The 26,063-nt window shown below is 31.2% G+C and carries 26 protein-coding genes; 1 reads left to right on the forward strand and 25 read right to left on the reverse strand.

Annotation, left to right across the window (positions count from 1 at the left end; genetic code table 11):
* Positions 1-2: 2 nt before the first annotated feature.
* Positions 3-1,559 (forward strand): M20/M25/M40 family metallo-hydrolase, encoded by a 1,557-nt coding sequence (locus tag AC2I98_RS05420; protein ID WP_486413607.1) that lies wholly within the window; start codon positions 3-5, stop codon positions 1,557-1,559.
* A gap of 60 nt (positions 1,560-1,619) precedes the next feature.
* Here AC2I98_RS05420 and AC2I98_RS05425 read toward each other — a convergent pair whose 3' ends face one another.
* The 25 genes from AC2I98_RS05425 to AC2I98_RS05545 are packed head-to-tail and all read right to left on the reverse strand — an operon-like array spanning position 1,620 to position 26,056.
* The gene (locus AC2I98_RS05425) at positions 1,620-2,906 is read right to left on the reverse strand and encodes a DUF2268 domain-containing putative Zn-dependent protease (protein ID WP_486413608.1); all 1,287 of its coding nucleotides are present in this window, start codon (positions 2,904-2,906) and stop codon (positions 1,620-1,622) included.
* 46 nt (positions 2,907-2,952) lie between these two features.
* Positions 2,953-4,266 carry a flexirubin biosynthesis putative acyl-CoA ligase FlxY gene (flxY, locus tag AC2I98_RS05430; protein WP_486413609.1) on the reverse strand — a complete coding sequence of 438 codons (1,314 nt, stop codon included), beginning with the start codon at positions 4,264-4,266 and terminating at the stop codon, positions 2,953-2,955.
* On the reverse strand, positions 4,233-5,900 hold the full coding sequence (locus tag AC2I98_RS05435; protein ID WP_486413610.1) for a C45 family autoproteolytic acyltransferase/hydrolase: 1,668 nt from the start codon (positions 5,898-5,900) through the stop codon (positions 4,233-4,235). Before AC2I98_RS05435 ends, flxY begins: the two co-directional genes overlap by 34 nt.
* Entirely contained in the window at positions 5,893-7,464 is a 1,572-nt protein-coding gene (locus AC2I98_RS05440; protein ID WP_486413611.1) for a phytoene desaturase family protein, read from the reverse strand. The genes AC2I98_RS05435 and AC2I98_RS05440 overlap by 8 nt, the downstream gene beginning before the upstream one ends.
* Positions 7,439-11,098: an MMPL family transporter gene (locus AC2I98_RS05445; RefSeq protein WP_486413612.1), complete on the reverse strand. Its 3,660-nt coding sequence runs from the start codon at positions 11,096-11,098 to the stop codon at positions 7,439-7,441. The genes AC2I98_RS05440 and AC2I98_RS05445 overlap by 26 nt, the downstream gene beginning before the upstream one ends.
* Entirely contained in the window at positions 11,091-12,275 is a 1,185-nt protein-coding gene (locus AC2I98_RS05450) for a DUF2062 domain-containing protein (RefSeq protein ID WP_486413613.1), read from the reverse strand. The genes AC2I98_RS05445 and AC2I98_RS05450 overlap by 8 nt, the downstream gene beginning before the upstream one ends.
* Entirely contained in the window at positions 12,275-12,757 is a 483-nt protein-coding gene (locus AC2I98_RS05455) for a hypothetical protein (protein ID WP_486413614.1), read from the reverse strand. Before AC2I98_RS05455 ends, AC2I98_RS05450 begins: the two co-directional genes overlap by 1 nt.
* Positions 12,757-13,128, reverse strand: a complete 372-nt coding sequence (locus tag AC2I98_RS05460; protein WP_486413615.1) for an ApeI family dehydratase — start codon at positions 13,126-13,128, stop codon at positions 12,757-12,759. Before AC2I98_RS05460 ends, AC2I98_RS05455 begins: the two co-directional genes overlap by 1 nt.
* A gap of 57 nt (positions 13,129-13,185) precedes the next feature.
* Positions 13,186-13,809, reverse strand: coding sequence for a flexirubin biosynthesis protein LolB2 (gene lolB2 / locus AC2I98_RS05465; protein ID WP_486413616.1), 624 nt, complete (start codon positions 13,807-13,809; stop codon positions 13,186-13,188).
* A complete protein-coding gene (gene lolA2 / locus AC2I98_RS05470; RefSeq protein WP_486413617.1) occupies positions 13,787-14,413 on the reverse strand; it encodes a flexirubin biosynthesis/transport protein LolA2 in 627 nt (208 codons plus the stop codon). Before lolA2 ends, lolB2 begins: the two co-directional genes overlap by 23 nt.
* Positions 14,403-15,173, reverse strand: a complete 771-nt coding sequence (locus tag AC2I98_RS05475; RefSeq protein ID WP_486413618.1) for a polysaccharide deacetylase family protein — start codon at positions 15,171-15,173, stop codon at positions 14,403-14,405. The genes lolA2 and AC2I98_RS05475 overlap by 11 nt, the downstream gene beginning before the upstream one ends.
* On the reverse strand, positions 15,170-16,159 hold the full coding sequence (locus AC2I98_RS05480) for a beta-ketoacyl synthase chain length factor (RefSeq protein WP_486413619.1): 990 nt from the start codon (positions 16,157-16,159) through the stop codon (positions 15,170-15,172). The genes AC2I98_RS05475 and AC2I98_RS05480 overlap by 4 nt, the downstream gene beginning before the upstream one ends.
* On the reverse strand, positions 16,156-17,352 hold the full coding sequence (locus AC2I98_RS05485) for a beta-ketoacyl-[acyl-carrier-protein] synthase family protein (protein WP_486413620.1): 1,197 nt from the start codon (positions 17,350-17,352) through the stop codon (positions 16,156-16,158). The genes AC2I98_RS05480 and AC2I98_RS05485 overlap by 4 nt, the downstream gene beginning before the upstream one ends.
* Positions 17,352-17,609 (reverse strand): phosphopantetheine-binding protein, encoded by a 258-nt coding sequence (locus AC2I98_RS05490; protein WP_019975316.1) that lies wholly within the window; start codon positions 17,607-17,609, stop codon positions 17,352-17,354. The genes AC2I98_RS05485 and AC2I98_RS05490 overlap by 1 nt, the downstream gene beginning before the upstream one ends.
* A gap of 30 nt (positions 17,610-17,639) precedes the next feature.
* Positions 17,640-18,179, reverse strand: a complete 540-nt coding sequence (locus AC2I98_RS05495; RefSeq protein WP_486413621.1) for a 3-oxoacyl-ACP synthase — start codon at positions 18,177-18,179, stop codon at positions 17,640-17,642.
* A complete protein-coding gene (locus AC2I98_RS05500) occupies positions 18,172-19,293 on the reverse strand; it encodes a beta-ketoacyl synthase N-terminal-like domain-containing protein (protein ID WP_486413622.1) in 1,122 nt (373 codons plus the stop codon). Before AC2I98_RS05500 ends, AC2I98_RS05495 begins: the two co-directional genes overlap by 8 nt.
* Positions 19,293-19,730 carry an acyl-CoA thioesterase gene (locus tag AC2I98_RS05505; protein ID WP_486413623.1) on the reverse strand — a complete coding sequence of 146 codons (438 nt, stop codon included), beginning with the start codon at positions 19,728-19,730 and terminating at the stop codon, positions 19,293-19,295. Before AC2I98_RS05505 ends, AC2I98_RS05500 begins: the two co-directional genes overlap by 1 nt.
* Positions 19,705-20,982: an ABC transporter permease gene (locus AC2I98_RS05510; RefSeq protein ID WP_486413624.1), complete on the reverse strand. Its 1,278-nt coding sequence runs from the start codon at positions 20,980-20,982 to the stop codon at positions 19,705-19,707. Before AC2I98_RS05510 ends, AC2I98_RS05505 begins: the two co-directional genes overlap by 26 nt.
* A gap of 1 nt (position 20,983) precedes the next feature.
* Positions 20,984-21,709, reverse strand: coding sequence for an ABC transporter ATP-binding protein (locus AC2I98_RS05515; RefSeq protein ID WP_486413625.1), 726 nt, complete (start codon positions 21,707-21,709; stop codon positions 20,984-20,986).
* Positions 21,710-21,711: 2 nt separating this feature from the next.
* Positions 21,712-22,713 (reverse strand): BtrH-related acyltransferase DarH, encoded by a 1,002-nt coding sequence (gene darH / locus AC2I98_RS05520; RefSeq protein WP_486413626.1) that lies wholly within the window; start codon positions 22,711-22,713, stop codon positions 21,712-21,714.
* Positions 22,697-23,101 carry a flexirubin biosynthesis protein DarG gene (gene DarG, locus AC2I98_RS05525; protein WP_486413627.1) on the reverse strand — a complete coding sequence of 135 codons (405 nt, stop codon included), beginning with the start codon at positions 23,099-23,101 and terminating at the stop codon, positions 22,697-22,699. Before DarG ends, darH begins: the two co-directional genes overlap by 17 nt.
* Positions 23,098-23,553: a hotdog family protein gene (locus AC2I98_RS05530; RefSeq protein ID WP_486413628.1), complete on the reverse strand. Its 456-nt coding sequence runs from the start codon at positions 23,551-23,553 to the stop codon at positions 23,098-23,100. The genes DarG and AC2I98_RS05530 overlap by 4 nt, the downstream gene beginning before the upstream one ends.
* Positions 23,554-23,557: 4 nt before the next feature.
* On the reverse strand, positions 23,558-23,998 hold the full coding sequence (locus AC2I98_RS05535; RefSeq protein WP_486413629.1) for a hotdog family protein: 441 nt from the start codon (positions 23,996-23,998) through the stop codon (positions 23,558-23,560).
* A 5-nt stretch (positions 23,999-24,003) separates the two neighbouring features.
* Positions 24,004-25,143: a dialkylresorcinol biosynthesis protein DarB gene (gene darB / locus AC2I98_RS05540; protein ID WP_486413630.1), complete on the reverse strand. Its 1,140-nt coding sequence runs from the start codon at positions 25,141-25,143 to the stop codon at positions 24,004-24,006.
* A gap of 1 nt (position 25,144) precedes the next feature.
* Positions 25,145-26,056 (reverse strand): dialkylresorcinol condensing enzyme DarA, encoded by a 912-nt coding sequence (locus tag AC2I98_RS05545; protein WP_486413631.1) that lies wholly within the window; start codon positions 26,054-26,056, stop codon positions 25,145-25,147.
* Between the last annotated feature and the right edge of the window lie 7 nt (positions 26,057-26,063).

Consider the following 26,063-nt stretch of genomic DNA (forward strand, 5'->3'; position numbering starts at 1 on the left):
TTATGAAATTGATTAACACATTAACCTACTCTACATTAGTTTTATCATCTATCGCAGTGCATGCACAAGAAAAATTAGATCCAACAGTACAAAGTTTTGTAACTGAAATTCAGAATAATTCTCAGTTGAAAAAAATTTCACATGAATTGTTAGATGGTATTGGACCTCGTTTAGTAGGAACTCCTCAAATGGATCAAGCAGGAGATTGGGCAATTAAAACATTAAAATCTTGGGGAATCGACGCTCGTCGCGAAGATTATGGAACATGGAAAGCTTGGGAGCGTGGTATAACGCATGTTGACATGACGTATCCAAGAGCTAAATCTATTGAAGCAACGCAATTAGCGTGGTCGCCAGCAACTAAAAAAGCTGTAACAGCAGATGTTGTTGCAATGCCAGTTTTTAAAACAAAAGCTGAATTTGATGCTTGGTTACCAAGTGTAAAAGGTAAAGTTGTTTTGATGTCTCAAAACCAATCTTATGGTCGTTCTGATTATCAATACAAAGAATTTGGTTCTGAAGATTTATACAAAAAAGTCACTGAAAATAGAAAAGCTGAAGCTGAAGCTTGGACAAATTCTATCAAAGTAACAGGTTACAACAACAATACACTTCCAGAAGTTTTCGAAAAAAATGGTGCAGCGGCAGTTGCAATTTCATATTGGACAGGAATTATGGGTGCAAATAGAATTTTTGGTGCTAAAACGAAAACAATCCCAATGTTAGATATTTCGAACGAAGATTACGGAATGTTATATCGTTTAGCTGAAAACGGAACTGCTCCGAAATTAACTGTTAATGCACAATCTAAACATAATGGTGTTGCAAAAACATTTAATATTGTTGGAGAAATTAAAGGAAAAGAAAAACCAAACGAATACATTATTCTATCTGCTCACTTTGATTCTTGGGATGGTGCGCAAGGTGCGACAGACAACGGAACAGGAACAATTGCGATGATGGAAACTATTCGTACAATCAAAAAATTATATCCAAATAACAAACGCACAATCTTAATTTGTTTATGGGGAAGTGAGGAACAAGGATTGAATGGTTCTCGTGCTTTTGTAGAAGATCATCCAGAAATTGTAAAAAATACACAAGCTGTTTTCAATTTAGATAACGGGACAGGACGCGTTGTAAATATCAATGGTTCTGGTTTCGAAAAATCGTACGAATACATGACGCGTTGGTTAGCTGCAACACCTTCTTTTGTTCGTAATGAAATTAAAACAGATTTCCCTGGATCTCCAAGCGGAGGTGGATCAGATCATGCTTCATTTGTTGCTGCAGGCATACCAGGATTTATGTTAAGTTCACTTAATTGGGGTTATGGTACATATACTTGGCACACAAATAAAGATACTTACGATAAAATTGTTTTTGAAGAAATTCAAAGTAATGCAATTTTAGCAGCTACGTTAACAATGATGGCTGATAAAGAAAATGAATTAGTAAATCGTGATCGTCGTGTTTTACCAATTGGTAGAGATGGAAAGCAACAAGAATGGCCAGAGGTTAAAAGCCCAGCAAGAAATTCTGACGCTTACATGAAATAAGATTTTCTTAAACATATTAAATCCACTCAAATGAGTGGATTTTTTTTTAGTTTTAATTACTTAATCAGACGTTTTAAATTCAATTTTATATTCTTCCTCAATAAATGGAAACCCATCTAAAGATTTAGTCGAACGATTTGTAATATAGAAATCATAAGTAGTGTTTGCCTGCATAGCTATTGTTTCTAAAATCAAAGTTGTTTTGTCTGCATTAAGACCAACTATTTTATTCAAAGGAAAATGTTCTTTCCCATTTTTAGAAAAGTTAATTGAAACCTTATCATTTAATGGTTTAGAAAAAACAATTTGTATTTGCTTCAACGATTTATCAATATTTTTAGCTCCATTTTCAAACTCTATAATTTTCAGAACTCGAGGTTGATTATTCTTATATTCTAACATTAAATCTTTACTATTCAATTCTTCTGTAAAATAATTAGATTTTTTAAGAACTTCAAAAACAGCATTTTCGTTATCATAATCTAATTCTATTAAATCTTTTATAGCCTGTTTTTTATTATTCAAATTAGAATAGTAATTTTTTGAAATTACATAACCCACAAAATATCCTAAATCTGGATGTTCATTTGTTTCAGCATTATAAAACCAATTATTAAAATTTTGACTCAACATTTGAATTTTAAATTGATCTTTAATCAAATCAAAATTATTAAAACCATAATCCAAATAATGAGCATTATACTTATGTTTAAAAGCTAATTCCGCAATAAAATCAGCAGAACCTTCTTTGATTGACTTTGCTAAAACATTCACTTCACCTCCATGCTGAAAAGTATGAATAAATTCATGAACACTAACAAATTCTAATAAAGCTTGATTTGAAAACTTAAACATATTTTGTAATGACTTATTTTCAAACTCGGAAGTATTCGTTAAATTATCACCCACAACTTTCTCTAAACCAACTATCAAATCCTTTCCATTTGGCATTCCCCCAGATCTTAACGCTCCAATTGTGTAATAAATATTCCCAGTAGATTGATTCAGATACAATTTATTAAATTGTTTAATCGCTTTTTCTGTTTTCTTAATTTGTTGAACAGAAATCAAAGTATTAGGACGTATACTTTTCCAAAAGTTAGGATATTTATTAAAAGATGAAATATAATTATCTTCGTTAAAATTCTTTTTTTGAGCAAAACTTTTTAATCCAATTGTTCCTTTATCCAAATACAAAGTTTTAAAAATGGATTCTTTATTTTCATCTATTTTAGAAACACTATCAAAAGCCATCCAAAAATTATTAATATCTGTTATGATAATTTGTTGAGCGTTTATTTTTATTGATAACATGATCAATAATAGAAATTTTAGAATTTTATTCATTTAGTAAAAAAATTATTAAAATAAAGTGTTTTTTATATCAATCTCCCTAATTACTCTCCCTATAATCAATAAAAGTAATCGGTTTTCGACTTTCTGGTTTAAAAACAACAGCTTGTAACTCATCAAAAATTTCAAATTTAAAAGAAGGAGTTACTCTTAATTTTGCCCTGAAATGATCTTTTATTTTTGCTAAAAAATCTTCAGATTCATCTGTCGAAACTAATCGAATCAAGATTTCATCAGTACCTAATTCATTTGAATAAATTTCTATCAAATGTAATTTCACTTCATCAAAATGCGTCAACACATCATGCAATGCAGGTGGATACAGTGTTGTTCCTTTATATTTTATCATATGTTGCTTACGTCCTTCGACTGGTCCCAAGCGATAAGTATTACTTCCACATTTACATTTTTCTGAATGTTTTCGCAGTAAATCTCCCGTTTTAAAACGTAACAAAGGCATTCCTTCAATTCCTAAAGTGGTAATCGTCAATTCACCTAAATCGCCATCAGCTACTTCATTATTTTGTTCATCCAAAATCTCAGTAATAATCAAATTTGGCTGATGATGCCCTCCTACTCCTTCTTCACATTCTGTAAAAGCAGTGCTCATTTCAGTAGAAGCATAAGTCGAAAAAAGTTGAATATTCCATTTCGAAGTAATTTTTTGAGCCAACAAAGAAGCATGCAAATCTTTGTCTCGCAAGGATTCACCAATACACAAAACAGCTTTTACAGAAGAATTTTGATAATTGATGTTATTTTTCTCAGCATAATCTATCATTTTCAATAAAAAAGATGGAACAGCGACCAAGAACTTCGGTTGATATTTTTGGATAGAATCCCATTGCAATTGAGGAACTCCTGCACCAACACGAATAACGCCAGCACCTAACTTTCTCAATCCAAGAAAATAAGCCAATCCAGCCATAAAACGTCGATCAATTGTTGTCATCAACTGTACAGTATCCCCTTTTCGGACACCAATTCGCTGAAATGAATTCAATTCATTATCCGCCAAACGTTCTAAATCTCTATCTGTTAATCCAAATGTTACAGGATCGCCCAAAGTTCCTGAAGTCGTTGAATAATCAATAATTTCAGTTTGAGGAACACATAAAAAATCAAGATTACGTTGCTGCAAATCATTCTTCGTTGTAACTGGAATCAATTCTAAATCTTCCGTTGATTTGATCGATTTCCAATCAATCTGATGTTCTTCAAATAAATCTTGGTAAAACTTAGAATGCATTGCTAAATACGCAATTTGCTCTTGTAATTTTTGATTTTGAAATGTTTTAATTTCTTCAATCGAAAACTTTTCTATGGACTCTTCTTGGCTATTTTTCGCGTACATTTGGATAGCTTTTTCTCTATTTTATTTTGATCCGGAACCGTAGTTATTTCCTTTGTCAATGCTAATTTATAATAATTACTCGCTTGTTGATAATCTTTTTGTTGAAAATAATAATCACCAACTTGGGCATAAACTTTCCAAAAATTCGGATTATTTTGAATATAATTATTTAAAAAGCTGGTATCAATTTCTTTTTTATCTTTTAAAAGTTGAGTAATTTGATGATTTTGAATACGATATTGCTCATAATTTCGGTATTCTTTTGTCGTTAAAAATTGATCTTTTTCAATCTTTAAACTATCTACATTCAAGGTAAAATTCCTAATCGAATCTTTAAAAATTTTGTTCAAATCGTAAGCTGTAAATTCACCTAACTGATACGGATTTGATGAAACCCAAACTAATCGTTTATCTGGTTGAAAAACAACTGCATGATGTGCTAACAATTGATTTAACGCTTTTTCATTTCCAAAACCAATTTCATTATTTTTAAGACCATTTGTATCACGAAGTAAATCAATCATTTTTTGAGGATTTAATCGATTTTTAGCCATCAATTGTTCATCTATTTTCTCAAATCGATAAACGGAATGACTTTCATTTATCTGCTTATTATTTCGTTTATCATCATTGTATTCTTCGCTTTGAAAATGATTGGTACATGCTAAAAATGGTTGATTCTGTACTTCATAAACTCCAAACTTTTTAGGCGAAATTTCAATCAAAACTGCCCGATGATCTTTGCTACTTCCAATCATCAAACTTTCTGAGACAAATACTTTTTTATTTTTTGCAATCTCAATAGCTTCATCAATCGTAGCAGCATATTGCAATATCTCTAAAGCAACAAGCGAAATCGGAGTTTTTGCTTTCAACGGAATAGAAGATTTTCCTGCATTTATCGTTACTGTCAAGCCTTGTAAATTCATACCCGACGAAACGCCAATCATTCCTCCCCAAGTAACCGACATATATGGAAAACCTGACGTTGGCTTAACAAATGACACAATCTTATTCCTAGCGAAATCATCATTGGCATAAAAATCAAAATTGCGTCCAATTAATAATCCACCATCATCAGATTTATCATCCCAAACCGCTAAAGATGAACAACCTACCAACATCAAATCGTGCATTGCATGCCCAATATCGTGTGCTCCATGTAAAAAAAGATTGCGATTGTACTTATCTATTAATGAGTCGTAGCGACTATTTGCAGACTCAGAAAGCCCCAAAATTTGTGCTTTATATTCATTGTTCACATAATGATGTAAGTCGCGGTTATAATATTTGAGAACTTTGAACAAAAATTTTCTTCGTCTATCTGAAGGAATAAAATCTGTAATCAAATTCATAAAAGATTGCTCCTGAAAAGCGTATAATTCTTTGGTTAAAACACCCGTTTTTTGCCCAATCTCTAATGGATCTCCAGATACAAAAAGTTCCCAATTCTGTGTTTTATTTTTTTTCAAAAAATTATTTCCGATGTAAAAAAGTGAGTCATTCGCTTGTTGACGAATATACTGTTGAGTATGATAAGAAGTAATATCTGGACGATCTGCCAGACTTTTTTGGACACTACATGAAGAAAGAGATAGAAGAATAAAAATAAAAAAGTAAACGTATTTATTCATTAGCTTTTTGGTTTATTTCACGATGAACTTTATTCATTAAATAATCGGCTCCAAGTATTTCACAACAAGTTACAAACGCACCAACTGTGACACCCAAAACTCCGTGTACACGTACATTTTGACCTGTAAAATAAACATTTTTTACTTTAGATTTTGGAGAAATAAATGTTTTCATCGGATGATTGCTATCTTTCAAATAACCATACATATTTCCTTTTTCGGAACCTATAAAATCACGATAAGACAAAGGGGTTGAAGTATGAATTGCTGAAATCTGCTCACGAATATTCGGAAATTTTTTCTCAAGTTTTTTGATTATCAACTCTGTTTTTTGACGCTTAAATTCTTCGTAATCCTCACCTCTATTGCCGTAATTATTGTTAATATCAACATTATACGATTCTTCCCATTGCTGCACATCTTCCATCGTCATATAAGTCATAATCGTCATACTTTCAGCATATTCCTTATTTTTTTGATCCAAACTAAATGTCGCAATATATGTATTTGGCCAGTCATTCGTTTCTTTTTCATAACTATCCCAAACATCATTTATCGAATTGAAATGATAAATATTATGATTGACATATGGAAAAGTTGTCGGTTTAAAAACCAAATAAATGGTAAAAGCCGAAGGTGTAACTTCCAAGCTTTTGACACGTCTCGAAAAAGGCTTTCCAAACTTACGTTCGCCCAACATGTCAATCGTTTTTTTGATATCAATATTCGAAATAAATAAATCACCAAAAAATTGCTTTCCTTCTTTGGTTTCGCACCCAATTACATCTTCATGCTCATCTTGTACAAAAGCTGTTATCTCTTGGTATTTATAAATTTCTCCACCATATTTTTTTAACTCTTTAATCAAAAGTTTTGCGATTTGACTTCCACCATTCACACAACGCCAAGCCGAATGTATATAAGAGTTAACCGAAAGCGCATGAATATACAACGGAGTCTTCTCTGCTTGTCCAACATACAGAAAATTGTTTCCAACTAAAACCGCTTTCAAACGTTCATTTGTAAAAATAGAATCTATGTATTCTTTCGCATTTATAGATAGAAAATTCTCTTCATCAGCAAACGTTCCGATGTTCAAATTATACATAGGAAATGCCGAACAAATTTCTTCTAACTTATTACTGTATTCGATTAAATTTTCGCGTTCATTTGGGAAGAAAACAGCCAATTGTTCTACAAAATTTTGATAGGTCTGTGCAATTGGATATTCATTTTCATCATCGTCAAAAGAAATCATATCAAAACCATTTTTATCCAACTGATGAAGCTTCAGATCGTCGGATATATTCAAATAACTGAAATAGTTATATAAATTTTCTCCTTTGTCCAAACCTCCAATATAGTGAACACCTGTGTCAAAAATAGTTTTGTTTCGAACAAAAGTTTGCAAGTTTCCTCCAAACTGATTGTTCTTTTCCAATACAACTACTTTCCTACCTTCTTTTGCCAAAATAAGTGCAGAAACAAGTCCACCCAAACCGCTACCAATCACGATAACATCGTAATGAGGATTAGATTTATTTTGTGTAGACTGTGTATTCATTTGTATCGGTTTGTTTAATAAAATCAGTAAAAAGTGATTTGTTAATATTTCTGTTTTTTAGGACGACAACTTTCTCAAATTGATTGATTGTTTCTTGATAAAACAAATCTATCTCTGTTGAAATTAAAAGTGTTTGATATTCATCAATAACGTTAAAGTTGGTTTGATATTCTAATGAACGAATCTTTGTGATATAATTAGTTTTCGCAATTTCTCCTTTTTCTTCATCTCTCACAAATGAAATTATTTTGCGATTTGCTTGCTGCATCAACAATAAAAAATCAAGTTGTCCATAATCATCAGCAAAATGAACAATTTTTTCATTCGCTTCGAAAACATTATTTAAGTGATGATAAACGAATTTATTTTGTTTAAAATCTTGTTTAACCGCCCGAATAATTTCCGATTCTTTATATAAAAAACTTAAAAATAGCTTTTGTTTCCAATAATTTTCGTCTTCATATGTTGCACGAATTTCCTGAAAATTAGCTTTAAATTCTTTACTTATACGCTTTGTTCGTTCAGAATAATTTGAACCATAATTCTCCTCATTCCAGGAAATCCTTTTTCCAATGACAGAATAAATATGCCCATCAGAAATTAAGAAATCACCTTTTGGAATAATCTCAGAATTTCCATGAATGTAAATCGGTAAAATATCTAATTTCAATTTCTCTGCAAGATAAAATGCACCTTTATGAAAACGGTTGATATTATTCGTACGAGAACGAGTTCCTTCAGGAAAAATCATCAACGAAAACTCATTTCCAATTCTTTCTTTGATCTCTTCAAGATTATTTTCTACTCCATTCGAAACGGGATAAAATCCAGCCATTTTCACAGCACGTCCAAAAATTGGCGATTTATACACCCAATCGTTCACTAGAAACACAATTTTCGATGTACACATTCCTATCGCTAACGTATCCAAAAAAGAGCTGTGATTTGCGATAATGATCGATTGTTTATTAAAATCTTCTTCGTTAGGATTGATTATTTTCTTACTTACTGTTGGTTTTAACATCAACACAGATTTCATAAATGTTGACATTCCCCATCCAAACAGTTTGTATTTTTTCTCTTTGGAAATTGGTAAAATAAGCATCAAAAATCGAAGAATCAGAGAAGTAATTGTTCCAAATAGTCCAAAATAAATAAAGAAAATACCACTTTGAATTGCTAACCACAATGTCATTGGACTTTTACCACGTTTTGGTCGGTTCGAAATAAAGAAGCGAAATAAAATTGGATAGAAAATAAATGTAATCACCAATGCCGCTACAACTCCGACTAATGAAACTGACGCAATTGATTTCAACGCTGGATGTTTGGCAAAAATTAATGCACCAATGGCTAAAATTGTGGTGATAACAGCTAATAAAATCGATGTGCGATAAGTTGGCATTTCATCTTTACCTGTCGTATATTCTTTTTGTAAAGCACTCGTCATAAAAATACTAAAATCGACACCATGACCAAAAACCAACGTGCAAACGATACTACTAAAAATATTAAATTTGATATCGAAAAGTCCCATCAAACCTGCAGTAACTAATCCCGATAAAGCAATCGGAATCGCGCTGATAATCACCAATTCAATGCGGCGGAAAAAATACCACAAGATCAATAAAACAGCGATAAACGAATAGTTTACCAAATTATTAAAATCAGATACTAAATTCCCTAAAAAATTCTCGTTTAGCTGTTTTCGATCAATAACAATAGTCTCTTTTGTATGATATTGGTTGACAAAATTTTCGCGATTTTCTTCTTTTAATTTCACTAAAGTAGAAATCGTGTAAAAACCATTTTTATCAGAAACAAATTCTTCAAAAAGTGACGGATTAAATGCGCGATAATCTTCTAATTGTAAAGGTTGATAAGATTTATCAAAAATTGAGAAAAATTGATCATAAATACTTTGTTTGAAACCATATTTTTTTCCATCATTGATGAACTCATTCTTCACAAAATTCACTTTTTCAGTTGTCCAGAAATGATTCCAATCATTGATCTTTTCTTGTTGAATCGAAGTTGGTAAAACCAACGATTGTATTGAATTGTAGCTTAAAATTTCATCTTTCTTTTCTGCTTGCTGAAGTTGATTGGTTAATGCAATATTTTGATTCAAAACCTGATCGACATTCGTTCCATAATTCACAACATACAATGATTTTGAAATCGAATTTGATGAAGTTTCTAACTTTTGTTCGGCAATTTTTTGATCTGTTGCAACGTAGTTTAATTTTGACAAATCTTTATCAAAATTCACGTTATTAAACGTAAAACAACTAACTATAATCAAAAGCACACAAATGCCAATTAATATCTTGTTGTTGTGAAAAGAAAAGAACGCTAATTTTTCAATTATTGATGAATTATTTTCGACAGCATCTTGTTTTGGATGATACAAATGTGGGATAATCAACAAAGAAAAAATACCCGAAACAACAACTGTTATACCAGCAAAAATTCCTAAATCTTTCAACACATCTGATTTCACAAAAAGTAAACACAAAAATGCAATCGCTGTCGTTGTACAACTCATGATTAGCGGTTTTGTAATTTCCTTAAACAAAACTTTAGAATCGCTATTGTGCTTATAATGCGTCATGATATGCAACGAATAATCGATTGTTATTCCAAGCAGAACCGCTCCAATACTCAGTGAAATTGAAGAAATGGTTCCTTGAATAAAATACAACATTGCCAAAGCAAAGAAAAAACCAAATACGGACGGAATAAAAATGATAATTGGAATATAAATCTTACGATAAAAAACCATCAAAATAATCATCAGTGTAATCATCGAAATCAAAACTGTTGTAATAATATCTTGCTTAATTTGTTTTGCATTTGCAACTGCAATAAAGCTAGATCCAAAATAACTTAGTGTTGATTTGTCTTTATATTCTGGATTTAAATTCTTCTGAATTTCTTCCAAACGATTCACAAATTCGGTATTGTGTTCTGTCTCGCTTCCAGAAAATTTTGGGTTGATAAAAAGAAATAATTTCGAATGATCTTTTGTTACAATAAATCCATTGTAAACTTCAAAATCGTCTGTCAAATTCTTTTCTTTCAGACGATTTAACGCAACAAAAGTCAATCCAAGCGGATCTTTTAACATAAATTCTTTGGAAACAATTCCAGTCGGCGTAATTAAACTCTTGTAATTACTCTCAACAATCGAAGCAATCGAGTCTTTAGTCAGTTTTTGCTCTAACTTCTTGTAATCTTCCTTCTCTAAAAAAAGTGGTAAATTTTGATGAACAAAATCAAACGTTGAAGCAAAATTATCTAAATCATATTGCCCTTGCACATCATGATAATATTTGTCAAGCGATTGAACACTATCCAAAAAATCTGTTGCTTGAGCCGTCATATCATCCAACGTTCCTGCCTTATCTTTTTCGATAATTACTGCAACTTTATCCGTAAATTTTAATTGAGCAATAACCTTTGTAATCGCATCATTTTTCTCATCTTTTGGGATAATTCGGGTAATATCTTCTTCAAATTTTAATCGATTAGCAAAAAAAGCACAACCAACTAAAAAGACAACAAAAAGTAACATACTAAACCATTTGTTTGCCTTGATTTGTAAAAATATTGTGTAGAAAAACTTATGCATTCTTTACGGTCTTTTGACTGAAATAAGTTAATAAAAAATAACTTACAATTCCACTTAAAATGCTACAAAAAGAGGCTAAAACTAAACTTCCTATCACGTATCGAAGAAGATTTTTTTTGATGATATCAAATGAAACTAAACTCAAATCTAAATGAAAATTGTCTTGCAAAATAAAACCTCCTGTAACCAAAGACAAATAGATAATCAGTGGAATCATGGGTGGAATACTGATATTTGAACAAAAGAAACTAATGACTTTATTAAGACGAAATATCGAAGCTAAGAAAATGGATAAAAAAGTTTGAAATCCCCAAAAAGGAGCAATTCCAAGAAAAACTCCCAACGAAATTGACAACGCTTTTACTTTGTTGCTATCGTTGCTACCTAAGATATCTTCTTTAATGAATGTTCGTATATTTTTTTTTTTGAAACTGAATAGAAAATTTCGCGGTTTGATGTAGAAAACTGTCAAGAACACTAAAAAGGTATTCAAGATACTGATTCGCGTAAAATCTTTGAACGGACGAAAATGCGAAACACGCTCATTTGGATCATACAAAATATCAATCGGAATATTTTTAACTTCGATTCCTTTCCACGCTGTGCGTACAATCACCTCTATTTCGAACTCAAATTTATTTGTCCAGAATCTTTTCGGAATAAATTTCAATGGATACAAACGATAACCAGATTGTGTATCATTCAGCTTAATTCCAGTTTCGAACCAAAACCAAAAATTAGAAAATTTGTTTCCAAAACTACTTTTTTTCGGAATACCATCTTGCTCCATTTGACGACTTCCAATAATCAAAACTGGTTTATTTACTTGCTCCAATTCTGTGATAAAATTTGGAATATCATGTGGAAAATGTTGTCCATCCGAATCAATCGTCAACGCATAATGATAACCTTTTGCCTTAGCTTCTTTGAAACCAACTCGCAACGCATTTCCTTTTCCTTTGTTTTGTTTTACAGTTACAACAGTGAATTGGTTTTGATAGTCTTTTAAAATAGTTGAAGTTTCATCTGTTGATCCGTCATTCACAATAATTATTTGATTTGTATACTCCAAAACTCCATCTATCACACGTTTCAACGTTTTATGATTATTGTAAGTTGGTATAAGTACACAAACTTTTAGTTCGTCTATTTTATGTCGAATAATCGAAAGATCCATTAATTAAGTTTTTTCAGCTGCTGAGCTGTAAAAGTATTGTATTTTTTTGCGTAAGATTTTACTAAAGTTTGAACTTCTTTTGGTGCAGAACTATAATTATCGACAATAAATACTTTGTCTTCTTGTATATTTTGATTGTATTTGATAAACTTCGGAATATTCTCTTGAATGATTAATCGAATCAAACGATTTTCAACATCTTTCGAATCTTTTTTAATCGAATTATTAATTAAACTTGCTCCATCGGTAAAATATTGCTTTTTTGTTTGCTTGTCTTTGATGTATCTTGCTTTCAAAATTTTAGACGCACCTTTATAAGCAACAATTGTTTGATTATCACCTGAATAATCATTTAATTTATTGTATAAAACCGACACATTATTTGCTGATTTTGAAGCATTTTCAAAATCTGTTCTTAATTCAGATAAACTTAATCCAAAATAGAACATAAGCGATAAAAAGATAGATAATAATATTTTCATCAATCTAAAACTTTATAAATTGCACTAAATTTTAACGCATTTGTAGCGTCAAAAAATGAAGAATTTTTCACTTTTACTTCATTATTTTCACAAATAACATTCAAATTTAAGTCCAAAATAGGATTCACAAACGGATTAATTGTCGCCATAAATTTCACATTCGAAACCTTAGACAAAAACAAGTCTTTTGAAACAAAACTTTCTGTTACTTCCTTTATAATCTGCATCATGCAAACACCTGGTGTAATGGGATTATTAGGAAAATGACCTTCAAAAACTTCATGATTTGGGTTCAATTCAATCTGAACTTTAAAGTTTGTCTCATCAAGTTTTTCAGATTTTATTATGGTATATAGATTAGGAATAAGCATTTGTAACTTGTTTTGATGTACAAATATAATCTAAAAAAGGATGTATTTTACGTTACTTTACTCTTCCTCTAATTGTGTATTTACTTTTGAGAGCGTAATACTTAAATTGAAGTGATTATGTTTGATTGATATCTGTTCTGGAAAATCGGTTTGATCAGTCGAAAATTGATTAATAGTTTTGATTTTATTGTTCTTCAAATGTATTAATTCTTGGAAATAACTTGAATCATTTTTATCAAAAACTAAACTTACCTCTTTCGATTTTAAAATCATTTGATTCGACGTTATTATTTGTTCATCAATCTTAAAATCATTTTTAAAAATCGCTTGTAAATCATTCGCAAGTGTTTTCACAACCATTTTTTTATTTAAATCTGGCATTGCATAATTCAATGTATAATCGTGATCTGTAACCGACAAATCGAATAAAGTATTACCAAAATCAGATGTCATTACCACTCGATGCGAATTATAACCCAGTTTTTTAACCACAAAATTACCTTTCATCTCTTTTTTCATGAACGTAATTTTGAAACGATAGCTATATTCTTTGTCAATTTGACTAAAATATGGATTTAGAAACTCCCTTTCGTACCGTTGTTTATCTTGTATATCAGCTATTTTATAAGTCGTTCCACAAGAAGTCAAAATGAACAAACTAAGGATTAAAAACAGACGCATTGATCTTTTTATTTAAAGATTTATTGGTAAATAAAATTTTGGTATAATCGTTCGAAGGTTCTATCAACTTAACCTCTGTAACTGTCGATTGACCTAAATAAAAAGTCAACTGAATTTCTTTGATATACTTTTTTACATCCTTCATTTTCGGTTGTAATTTTGCAATTCTAGACTTATCTGTTTTTGCATAAGTAATCACAAAATCGTTGGTATCAAACAAATTTCCACTTACACTTCCGACTATTAATTGATTCAGTTTTTCGAACTTTTTGTTACCTTGTAAATCAACACTCGATTTTTTTCCTTCGTCGTTAATGTAAATTTTCCCATTATTAAAAATCACATTATAATCTATTGGTTGCGTGTAATTCCAACGCATTGCTTTTGGATTCTGTAAATATAATTTCCCTTTCGACATAATGGGTTTATCCAAAAAACTCATTACTTTATATTGTGTAAAATCAGCCGTCAACGTCTGTATTTTCTTGGAATCAGCAACAATATCTTTTTTGAAATTTTCAATTTCAGCTTGACTCATTTTACTTTCTTGTGCAAAAATTGTCAAGTGAAAAAATGTAAATAAAATGAAGATTTTAGTTTTCATACACATCAATTTTCAAGAGTTCATTTAACGGAACTACTTTATAATTTTCCTTTTGTAAAAATACGAATAATTGTTCTAAAACATTCGCCGTTTTGTCCGAAGTATCATGCATCAAAATAATGGATCCAGGTTTAATTTGACGAGAAATTCGATCAAACAATCTATTTTCAGCGTCAATAATGGTATCCAAAGAACGAATATTCCAACCAATTATATGATGTTTTGTTTTGCTTAAAGCTTTTGCTATATGTGGATTCGTAACACCAAAAGGAGGTCTGAAAAGTTTAGTTTTTATTCCTATCTTTTGCTCAATGATTTTATTCGTAGAACTAATTTCTTCTACAATTTTATCTGCGGAATAAAAACCATTTTTTGAAGAATGATTGTAGGTATGATTTCCTATCAAATGTCCAAATTGATGCGTTTTTTGAAGAGTTTCTGGAAATTGATTAATTTGTTTTCCAATGCAAAAAAAAGCAGCTTTTGCATTATTCTTTTCTAAAATCTCAAGAATTCTTGGCGTGAATACTGTTGGACCATCGTCGAATGTTAAGGCAATAATTTTTTCTTTCGTTTTTCCTTTATTAAAAGCCTTTATAAAATAGTTAAATCGAATTTCAAACGCTCCAAAAATTGTTAATGTCAACCAAATAAAAAATGGAATTAGTAAATAAAAAAAAGATAAACCTTTTGCATAACAACCAATTGACAAGCAAATTAGTGTAATTACAAAAAAGATGGTGACAACTTTAAATTTCATATCGATTGTAGCAATACTAAACTTAAATCTTTGCCTTTATTCCCATTCACTAAAAGTACATTTTTATAACTTTCAGCTTTTACATCATTCATTTTGAATTGGTTTGGTATAGTTTTATTGCGTAATAATTCACAACCTAACACAAATCCGAAAGCTGATGAAGTTCCAAATTCTCCAATAAAATCTTTGTATTCAAATAACTCGATTTCATTTAAGTCATTAATATTCAATAAATTTTCACCAGAAACAATCGCATCAATATCGGATAAGTTCAAATGATTCAATTGAATAAAATTCAAAATTTCGGAATATAAATATTCGTAATAATTTAGAATAGAAACATCTAAAACCTTTGCATACGAATTCTCAATTCTTTCGTTTGACAAAACACAAAAATGTGCACCTTCACTGTATTTATTACCTTGATTTTCTTCGGTTTCGATCTCACCAATTAATTGCAACAATTGATATGTTCGCTCTCCTATTTCGTCAATACCACCAACTAAAACGTTATTCAGTTCTTGATTTTCGACTTGCAAAAATCCATCTAAAAGTGCATTTTCAAAGGAATTAGATCCATTTGTATACGTAAAATTATAGGCATTACAACCAAGATGCAATGCGATTTGAGAACCAACCGTATTGTGCGTTGATTGAATAAAAGCTGTTGGTGTCAAAAACTCTTCTTTGTTTTGAATAATATTCGTCAAAAATTTCTCCGAATCAACCAAACACCCTAAAGCTGTCCCCGTAATTATTGCTTCTGCTTGCTGAATACCAGCATCATTCAAAGCTTTTAAAGAAGAATAGATTCCCATTTTAACTCCCGAAGCCATTCTACGACTCATCGCAGGAGAAATAATATCTTTTAAGGAAGGCGATTTTGCCTTTGTAATTGACGTTTCTAAGGGTAAAAAACCATCTGTTATCTCATCGATAAATTGCGCATTGACAAAGCCTAATCCGTTTACAAATACTTCTTTCATGATTTAGAAAAAATTAAAGTCGAACAATTTCCTCCAAAACCAAACGAATTTGATAACACATATTTAATATCTTTCTTTTCTAATTTTGTAGTCGGAAAGATATTCAACTCTTCAATCGGAGATTGAAAATTAAGATTTGGATAAACCAGATGATGTTGAAGACTCAATAAACTAAAAACCGCTTCAACACTTGCAGCAGCAGCCAATGTATGACCCGTATATGGTTTTGTAGAACTGAAATGAGGAACGTGTTCGCCGAAAATTCTTTTCAAAGCACGACCTTCTGTTATATCATTATTGTTTGTCGCAGTTCCATGTACATTGATATAATCTATTTCATTTGGTTGTACATTTGCAATTTCAAAAGCTTTTTTCATTGCTAAAAATGCTCCTTCCCCATTATCAGACGAAGCTGTTTGGTGAAACGCATCATTCGCATTTCCAGCACCGACTAAATAACCAAGAACTTTTTTATTTGATTTCTGAACAGATTCTTCTGATTCCAAAACTAAATAAGCAGCAGCTTCACCAAGATTTAAACCTTTTCTATTTTCATCAAATGGTTGATTAAATTCATCGCTCAAAATCATCAAACTTTTGAAACCATTAATCGTAAATTTTGACAAAGCGTCCGTTCCACCTACAATTACACGATCTAATTTACCTGAATTAATCAAGCGTGCGCCATACATAATCGCATTCGCAGCCGAAGAACAAGCGGTACTAATCGTCGAAACAAAGCCCTTCAGTCCTATTTCGTTTGCAATCTGATTGGAAGAAGCACCAGCATCGTGACTCGAAATATACTTTTGTTTTTCAGCTAAATTTTCATACTCCAAGAAATAATTTTCCGTCATATCCATTCCTCCTACACTCGTTGAAGAAATTAATCCAGTTCTGACCTCATTTACATGCTCAATTTCTGCATTTTTCAACGCTTCTTTTACAGCAATAAGTCCTAACATCGCCGTTCGAGAAAAATTATTATCCGGAGATAAATTCAAAAAAGTTGCTAATTCATCATTCGATAATTTAATTTCACCTACAAAAATTTCATTTTTATGAATAGAATCAAAATTTTCGAGGCGTGATAAACCATGTTTTTGATGAATTAATGAATCGAAATTCTCTTCAACATTATTACCAATTGCCGAAATGATTCCCATTCCAGTTATCGCAACTTTTTTCGTCATTATTTTGTTCTATTTTTCTCAATATAATCTGCCATTACCTCTACCGATTGAAAGATTGTTTTTCCTTCTTTTGGATCCGTAATTTTGATTCCATATTCTTTATCCAATAAAACAATCAACTCCAAAGCATCGATCGAATCTAATCCCAAACCGTCTCCAAATAAAGGATCATCATTTTTGATATCCTCTACTGATACATCTTCAAGATTTAAAATTTCGATAATTTTTACTTTTAAGTCGTTAATTAAATTTTCCATAGTATTTTTTATTGTAAACTAATATTGTTTTTAATCTATTAAGTACATTTTCGCTTCGTAATCACCCTGTAAATAATCCACCCAAGCCAAAACAACTTTTTTTGCTCTATTCTTTTCAATCAAATAATTCGCATATTTTTTCAATTGCTCTTCATTAAAATTATTTGAAATAAAAAATGTATTTTCAGTCTTTAATCGATGACGAATACTCACTTCTCCCAAACAAATATTTGCTAAAGTATAGACAAAAACTGCTGGACTTGGAAAAATTTCATCCTCAGATTGAATGCTTTGTTGATGTTTTAAATCAGATTCTAAACTCGAGTTTTGATTTGCAAAAATCAATGCAATATCTTGATTTTCGTGCAATGTATTTTCATCTTTCAACAAAATTTCTCCAGCCAAAAAAGCTAATTTACTCTGATGATCCATTTTATAAAATTTTGGATAATCAATTTCTAAAGATTTAAAGAAATTTTTAGAAAATATACCAAAATCAGTTGAAAAATCTTCAAAATATAATTCATCATTCAACCAAACTTGCTCATTTTTAATCTCAACTTTAAGCATTCTGAACCTTTTTTAGAATAATTACTGCATTACTACCTCCAAAACCAGAAGATGTTTTCAAAATTACATTCACTTCTTTTTGTAGATTTTCTTTCAAAATATGTTGAGAAACTGATGTTCCTATTTCATTGAAATTAAGACTTTTTAAAACTACATTTTCTTCTGCTTGTTTCATCGAAATAATCAATTCTAATAATCCAGAAGCGCCCAAGGTATGTCCGTAAAAAGCTTTTAAACTATTTGTCGGAAGCGATTCCATTTGTAAACGATTAAAAGCGATTGCTTCCATCTCATCGTTAAATACTGTCGCCGTTCCATGAGCCGAAATATATTCAATTTCATTGGAAGAAATGTTCGCCTCTTTCATCGCTGATTCTATACTCAAAACCAGACCTTCACCTGTACGAGATGGTCCAGAAATATGATTTGCATCGTTGATTGAAGCTTCACCCAAAATCTGAAAACTATTTTTTTCTTTACTTTTTGAAAGATAAACACATGCTGCTGCCTCGCCTAAATTGACACCTTTTCTATCTTTGTCAAATGGTTTACACAACGCAAAATCCATGGCTTGAAATGAATTAAAACCTGTCAAAACAAAATCTGTCAACTCATCCAAAGCTAATACATAAGCATCATTAAACTCATCCATTTCGATGAAACGCTTTGCAACACTTACCGCTAAAACTCCCGATACACAAGCATTTGAAATAATAATTGGTTCAGTTTCAAAACCAAAATAATCAGCAATTTTCTTTGCAAAATTTGGAATAGATGCTTTTTCTAAAGAGTCAGAAAGTTGATCAATATTACCTTTTGTTGTCGAAACAATAAAAGCAGTTTTTGATGAAATAGTTGATTTGTCAATAATTGATTTTAGAGCTGAAATACCAATTATTTCTAATCGCGTATAACCTTCATTATCTATAACTTGATCTTTTATATTTTGGAAAATATCATCAGCAATTTTACCAGCATAAAAATTCTTGAAATGTCCAAATGAATCAATTTTAGATACAGCCGTATTACCTTTCAACAACTCATTCCAATTTATTTCAATTGAATTTCCGAAAGGCGTTAAAATATTCGCACGATTAATGTAAATTTTCTCCATTACAATAACCCAACTTTTTTCTTCCACTCTTCAAAAAATGGTGGAAATGTCAACATCAATTCTCCTTCGCTATCTAAAAAAACTTGAATTGTTTCTCCGATACAAACTAGCTTTTCATCTTGATTGAAAATCTTAAACTTGTATATCATTTTAGCTGCCAACGTATCTTCGTATGTCGTTTCTATTCTGCATTTATCACCATATTTCAACGGAAATTTATGCTCACAAACGGATTTAATAATTGGCGTTACAAAACCACTTTTCTGAATATCCAAATAACTTATGCCAAAATGTCGTCCAAAAGCTTCTCTTCCATCCTCAAAATACGTAATATAATTCCCATGCCACACGATTCCCAAAGGATCGGTTTCATTAAATCGTACGGCGAAATTAGAATTATGTACTAACGTTTTAATCTTCTCTTCTGAACTTATCATAATAAATAGCGGCAAACAAGGTAATACTATAGAACAAAGTTAACAAAATAATATTCGGAATAATCTGAAGAAAAGATTGATTTCGCAAGATTAAACTATAATATCCATCGAGCGCCCAATTCATCGGTGATACTTTAGCAAAATGTTGCATAAAATCTGACATCGCAAAAACTGGAATCCAAACTCCACCAATAGCAGCTAAAATAACAACCAAAGTTGCTCCAAAAGGCGCAGATTGCTCTTGGGTTTTCGCAATTGTACCGATTAAAAGTCCTAATCCAATAGCTGCCAAAGAAGCGAAAACAGTCAATCCATAAATAGAAAATAAAATTCCGTCTGTTTTGAAACCTGGCAAATCAATCAATGGGAAAACTAATTTGGCTACGCCCAAAATCATTGTAAATTGTAGTAAACTAATGACTAAATACGTAATCGTTTTGCCTATAATTTGAACTGAATAAGGCATTGGACTTGTTAATAATCGAATATGTGTACCTAAACTTTTTTCTTTTACAATATTGATAGAAAGCGGAACAACAATAAAAAATATCGCAAATAATGTCCATGCGGGTACGTTATGTTGCGTGACATTTGGTTTTAGAACTGATTTAGAACCTTCGGGAACAATTTCTTGAAAATGGATAAACTTCTCATTTTGAAAACCTAAATCATTTGATCCCATTTCTTGTTGAAAAGCTTTATAGATACTTTTATTTTCGGTATCCGTGATTAATTTATCTAAAACATTCGAAACATTTTCTTTGAATGCCAATGATGTCGCGGGATCAAAATATAGTTTAATCGTTTTCGGATCAACATGTTCACCGTATTTCACTTGCGTACTATCAAAAGCAAATTCGTTCAAAATTTTCTCTACATTTTGATTGATTTTATAATTTAAATCCTTTGATAATCTCGCTGGTATGACAATTCCAACTTGGTATTTTCCTTTAAAAACTTCTGATTTGAGTTGATCTTCCGTCAGTTTATTTCCATTTAATTCTGTTACAATTTTTAAATTTCCCGAATGAGAAATATGTTTTTTTACAATCGCTGAAATACTATCCTGATCGTGATCAATAAAAAGAACTGGTATACTCGCTTCCGCAAAAGAATCGTAGGTACTTTTCTGAATTTTAGTCACCGTTACAACCAAAATCAAAGGCATAATAAAAAGAATCACCAACCCGCCTATATCACGAATAAGTAATAAAATTTCTTTTTTAATACATGCTAAAAGTTGGCTCCACATATCACGATAATTTTGTTAAATTAACAAATGCTTCTTCCAAATTATACGCATTCACTTGCCTGATTAATTCTTTCGGTTCTGCCGTTATAATCGATTTTCCTTGATTCATAATCGTGACTTGCGTACAAAAATTTTCGGCTTCTGCCATATGGTGCGACGTATAAACAATCGACATTCCTTGCTGATGAAGCTCTTGTAAATAGTCTAATAATGCAATTTTTGATTGGATATCAACACCTACTGTTGGTTCGTCTAAAAAAAGAATTTCAGGTTGATGAAGAATTCCTGCCAATAAATTAATGCGACGTTTCATTCCTCCCGAAAAAGAATCAATTTTTTTATCCAAAAACTTAGACATTCCTATTTTTTCAGTCAAAAGTTGAATTTTTTCGTGTAATTCTTTTGAAGGAACTTTATAAATTTTTCCGAAAAACTCTAAATTTTCCCGCGCTGTCAATGTTGGATACAATGCATATTCTTGAGGTACAATTCCGATAATTTTCTGAATCTTTTTTAAATCCGTTTTTTGATTAAAATTCTGAATCACTACCTTTCCAGAAGTTGGTTTAATCAAGCCTGAAAGTATCGACATCAAAGTTGTTTTCCCTGCTCCATTTGGACCAAGTAAACCATGAATTTCATTCTGTTTTATTGTCAAAGAAAAATCTTCTAACGCAAAAACATCCGAATTTTTGTATTGTTTATATAATTTTTCAATCTCAATCATATCTAAATTGCTTTTCTTAAACGTTTAAAAAAAGACTCCTCCAGATCTGCTAATTCCAACAATTGATCCGAAATTACATCGTAAATATCTTGTGCATTGTTTCGTTTTTTATAGACACGCGAAGCATTCAATGCAAACTCACGCCATTTATCACCAATTGCAGAAATTTCTAACGCAAAATCATTCAGATTTGGTTGATTCAACTTTTGCGACGCCTCTTGTAAAAAAGCTGCATAAATATAGCGAAAACCTCCACCACCAGTTCCAATTTCTTCTTGCATTCGAATCATTTGTGCCAAGAAATAATTGGTTTTTGCGTTCCCAATTTTCGTAGGCATTTTTTTGATTCTTTTAGCTACCATTCTTATTCCTCGAACGCCAACAATTGGTACTGGAGCTAACATTTCGCGACACGTTTTTTTAATTCCTTTCGTAATCGCTTTCCGATAATCTATTTTTTCTGGAATATATTCAGGATAATATAAATGTCCTTTTGGCGCTAAAACTCCTTTCGAAAAACGAACTTTTTCTAACTCACTTTCTGTTAGTTTTGTTGTTTCTTGCATCACAGGATCACTGATCAAATAAGTTTGATCTTGTTTTCCAAAAACAACCAAATTATGTCCGTTGAAATGAAATTTATATTCTTCAGGAAAATAAGTCAAATTATACACGCCAACTTGTAATCCACACGGACGATTGGCTAAAAGTTGCTCATCTAAGAAGGTTTGAGCTGATTTTGTAGAACGAAACTTATGACGTTTAACCTGTATTCCTAGATTTTTTGCTGCACGATTGAAAATCATTCCAGGCATCGGACGATAACTAATTGCAGGAGCATGATTGACTTCTAGAAAAGGTAAAAACACAAAAAAAAGTCCAGAACCTATTCCAAAAATCATCGGTTCAGAAATTTCAATTCCTTTATTTTTCAATAAGTTGGATGCAACTCCATTTTCGCAATGTGCTGATTGGAAATGTTTAAAATCAGTTAAGGTTTCCATTAAAGTTTTTTAATTCATCAACCGAAATTTCAAAAGCTTCGGCATATTTTTTTAGCGTTGATTCTTTTAATTTTGAGAAAACTGTTGGCTTTGCATGTCTTTTGACAAAAATCTTCCAAATTCCGACATAATTTGACAAAATTTCCCAATCCATACGTTTCAATTCCATGAAATATAGAATAGGACTAGCTTTTCCATCCAATACTTTTTGTCTTGCTTCTTCAGTACGTTCATCTAAAAGCTTCAAAGTTTCGGACTGAACAATATTTTTTGCTTCCCAACCTGCACTCAATGTTTGAGAAAATTCTCCCTGTTCATCGATTGCATAATACACTTCGTTAAAATCTTTTAGATGTCCTTTATCTTGTGGCACTTCTGATTGTTTCATTTTTTATGGTTTTGAAGCATCAAATTCATCGTTGCTGTAGCAATTATTTTATCATTACATATTACTTTTGCTTGCATCAAACTAATTGTAAATTCATCATAATCATAAACTTCTAACAACGTTGCTTTCGTCGTAATTGTTTGATTAACCTTTGGCAATTGCATAATTTCGGCTTGTTTTATCGAGCTAATAAAGCCAATTACATCGCCTTTGTGAAGATCAGAAAAATTGATAAAATAGTTTTGTCCAATAATCGTCGAACAAACTTGCGCCATATTTTCCAGTAAACCAACTTCGGTAAAATATCCGTTCTGAATAAATAATTGATTTGGTTTTATCGTAAACAACGCTTCAACATAAGTTTTCTCAATCCAAGAAATCGTGTCTACGAAAAGCATTGGTTCACGATGTGGAAGAAATTGTTGAATATCAATTTGCTGATTTACTTTCATAAAATTATGTTTCTGCAATCACTGTTTTCATCTCTCCTTTTGCAATTATTTCCTCCTCTATTTTAGTTTCGATTGAAACCAAAGTCACTCCCATTACTTCGTGCAAAATAGTTGCTGTTGTATTTAAACTTTCATTCACTTTTGGTAAACGATTAATATCTATTGATTTCATCGAGCCAATATATCCTGTTGGAGCCACTTCGTTTCGAATATAAAATTGATAACCTGTATACAACGCAACTGTTTGCGCCATATGTTCTAAGATTCCAGGTTCTTTCAATTGCTCATTCTCCACAAAAATCGAATCATTTTTGACTGTCAAACCTCCAACAACTTTTCCCTCTTCATACTCAAAAATAGCATCTACCATAATAATTGGTTCACGCTGCGGAATCAATTGTTTGATAAATTCTATCGTATGATTGGGTAATTCTTTATTATTCATTTTTTTTAAACAACTGTTAAATATGCATATGCATACGAAAAACGTCCACTTTCTGGAACACAAAGCATAATACGATCGCCTTTTTTAAGATTGCCGCCTTGAAAAAGTTCATCAAGCATCAAAAAAACAGATGCCGAACCTACATTTCCAACTTTACTTAGATTCATAAACCATTTTTCCAACGGAATATGAATGTTTTTCTTGCAAAATTCGTCATATAAACCTTGAACAAAATAATTAGAAGATACATGTGGCAACAAATAATCAATTTCATTTGATGATAATTGATGTTTATCCATTGCAGCTTTCATGCTTTCCACACCTTTAATTAAAATATTATCATTCAAAATTTTAACATCTTGTTTCAATGAAAAAACCGATTCTTTTAGCCATTCTTCCGAAGAAAAATCGCTCCAAGGTTTCATTTCTCCATTTGGTAATTTATCACCTCCGGCATACATACACGTTTCCAATTCGTGTGCATACGAATAAGATTCCATCCACTCTATTTTAAGCGAAATCGCATTTTCGTTTGGTTGATTTTGCAATAAAAAAGCTGCGGCTCCATCTGATAACATCCAACGTAAAAAATCTTTTTTGAATGCTATAATTGGCTGTTCTTCCAATTCTTTTAAATTCTCGACTTCATGCTCAAATTTTTCTGCTTTCATCCAAGTAGAAACTCGCTCAGAACCCGAACAAATAGCATTTTTAGAATTACCTGATTTTACTGAAAGATAACCAAATTTCAACGCATTCATTCCCGAATTGCAAACGCCCGAAGAAGAATTCAACTCCACCGAAACATTGTTTTGCAACAAGCCATGTACCATCGCGGCATGAGAAGGCAACAACAAATCTGGTGTTGAAGTCCCACAAGACAACACTTCTAACTCATTTTTTGTGAATTGTGCATCAAATAAATTTGTAATTGCATTTTTCGTCAATTCGGCATTCGAATGTGTTATATTTCCTGTTTTATCAAGTGCGTAATAACGCGTTTTGATACCATTATTTCTTAAAACGATTCTTCTTGCTTTTGAAGGAATTTCATTAATTTTTCCTAAAAAATCTTCCATTTCATCGTTTGAAATTGGTTGATTTGGCAAAAACTTCGAAGTTTTCGTTATATATACGTGTTGCATATTAATCTATTCCTTGAAAATATTTCACCTGTTTCTTATATTTAAAATAATTGAACGGATAAAATATAATATATAACAAATTTACTAGTGGAGATATTATCCAAATAGCTAAAATTAAATAATAATAAAAGAATTTCAAGTATTTAACTCGCTGTTTACCTTGTTTAGAATCAATCATTTTTGACCAAACTTTAAACATTCGATTTCCTTTTGTATCCACAGAAACTAAAAAAGGTTTTACCTCAACTGCTCCAGATTGAATTAGGTTTTCTTGTAATTCGGAATAATTATTATTTTGGATTGAATTTAGAATAATTTTACCAAATCTTCTACTTTCTTGAATAGTTTTTTCACTAATTCCTGGCAAAGGCAACAAATTGAACATTCGTTTTTTAACGCCCGAAAACATCCAATCTACAATCGTCATCGCACTTACTAAATTTGGTGTATGATCGACTAATGCGATGTTTCCGACTAATTTTGCTTTGCGTTCTTTCAAGATTGATTTGATCTTTTCTTGTGCCAAAAACCACATATTTCGCGAACCACTAATCGTAATTATTTTAGCATTCTCTAACAATTGTTGTGTTTGCGTATCTCTTAAAAAAGAATTAATCGGTATCGACGGTGATAAAAACCAAACTTGATAATACAGCAAAATCAAATCATATTTTTGATTCAGAATTTCGGTCGGAATTGGTTTAATTTTCTTTTCCTTTTGAAGAAAACTATCTGGAAAAGCATTGAAAAAAGAATAAAAATCCCACGGAAAAGGAAATTCCTCTTCCATTTCTATGTTGTAAGGCGTTAAATTAATATCCTGATTGTGAACTAAATCATACGTTGTTTGATCTACAATCTCCTTTAACTGTCCTGATTGCGAGTAATAAACAACTAATATGTTGGGCTTCATGTGAAAG

The organism is Empedobacter sp. EJD.6dd (genome assembly GCF_057369435.1).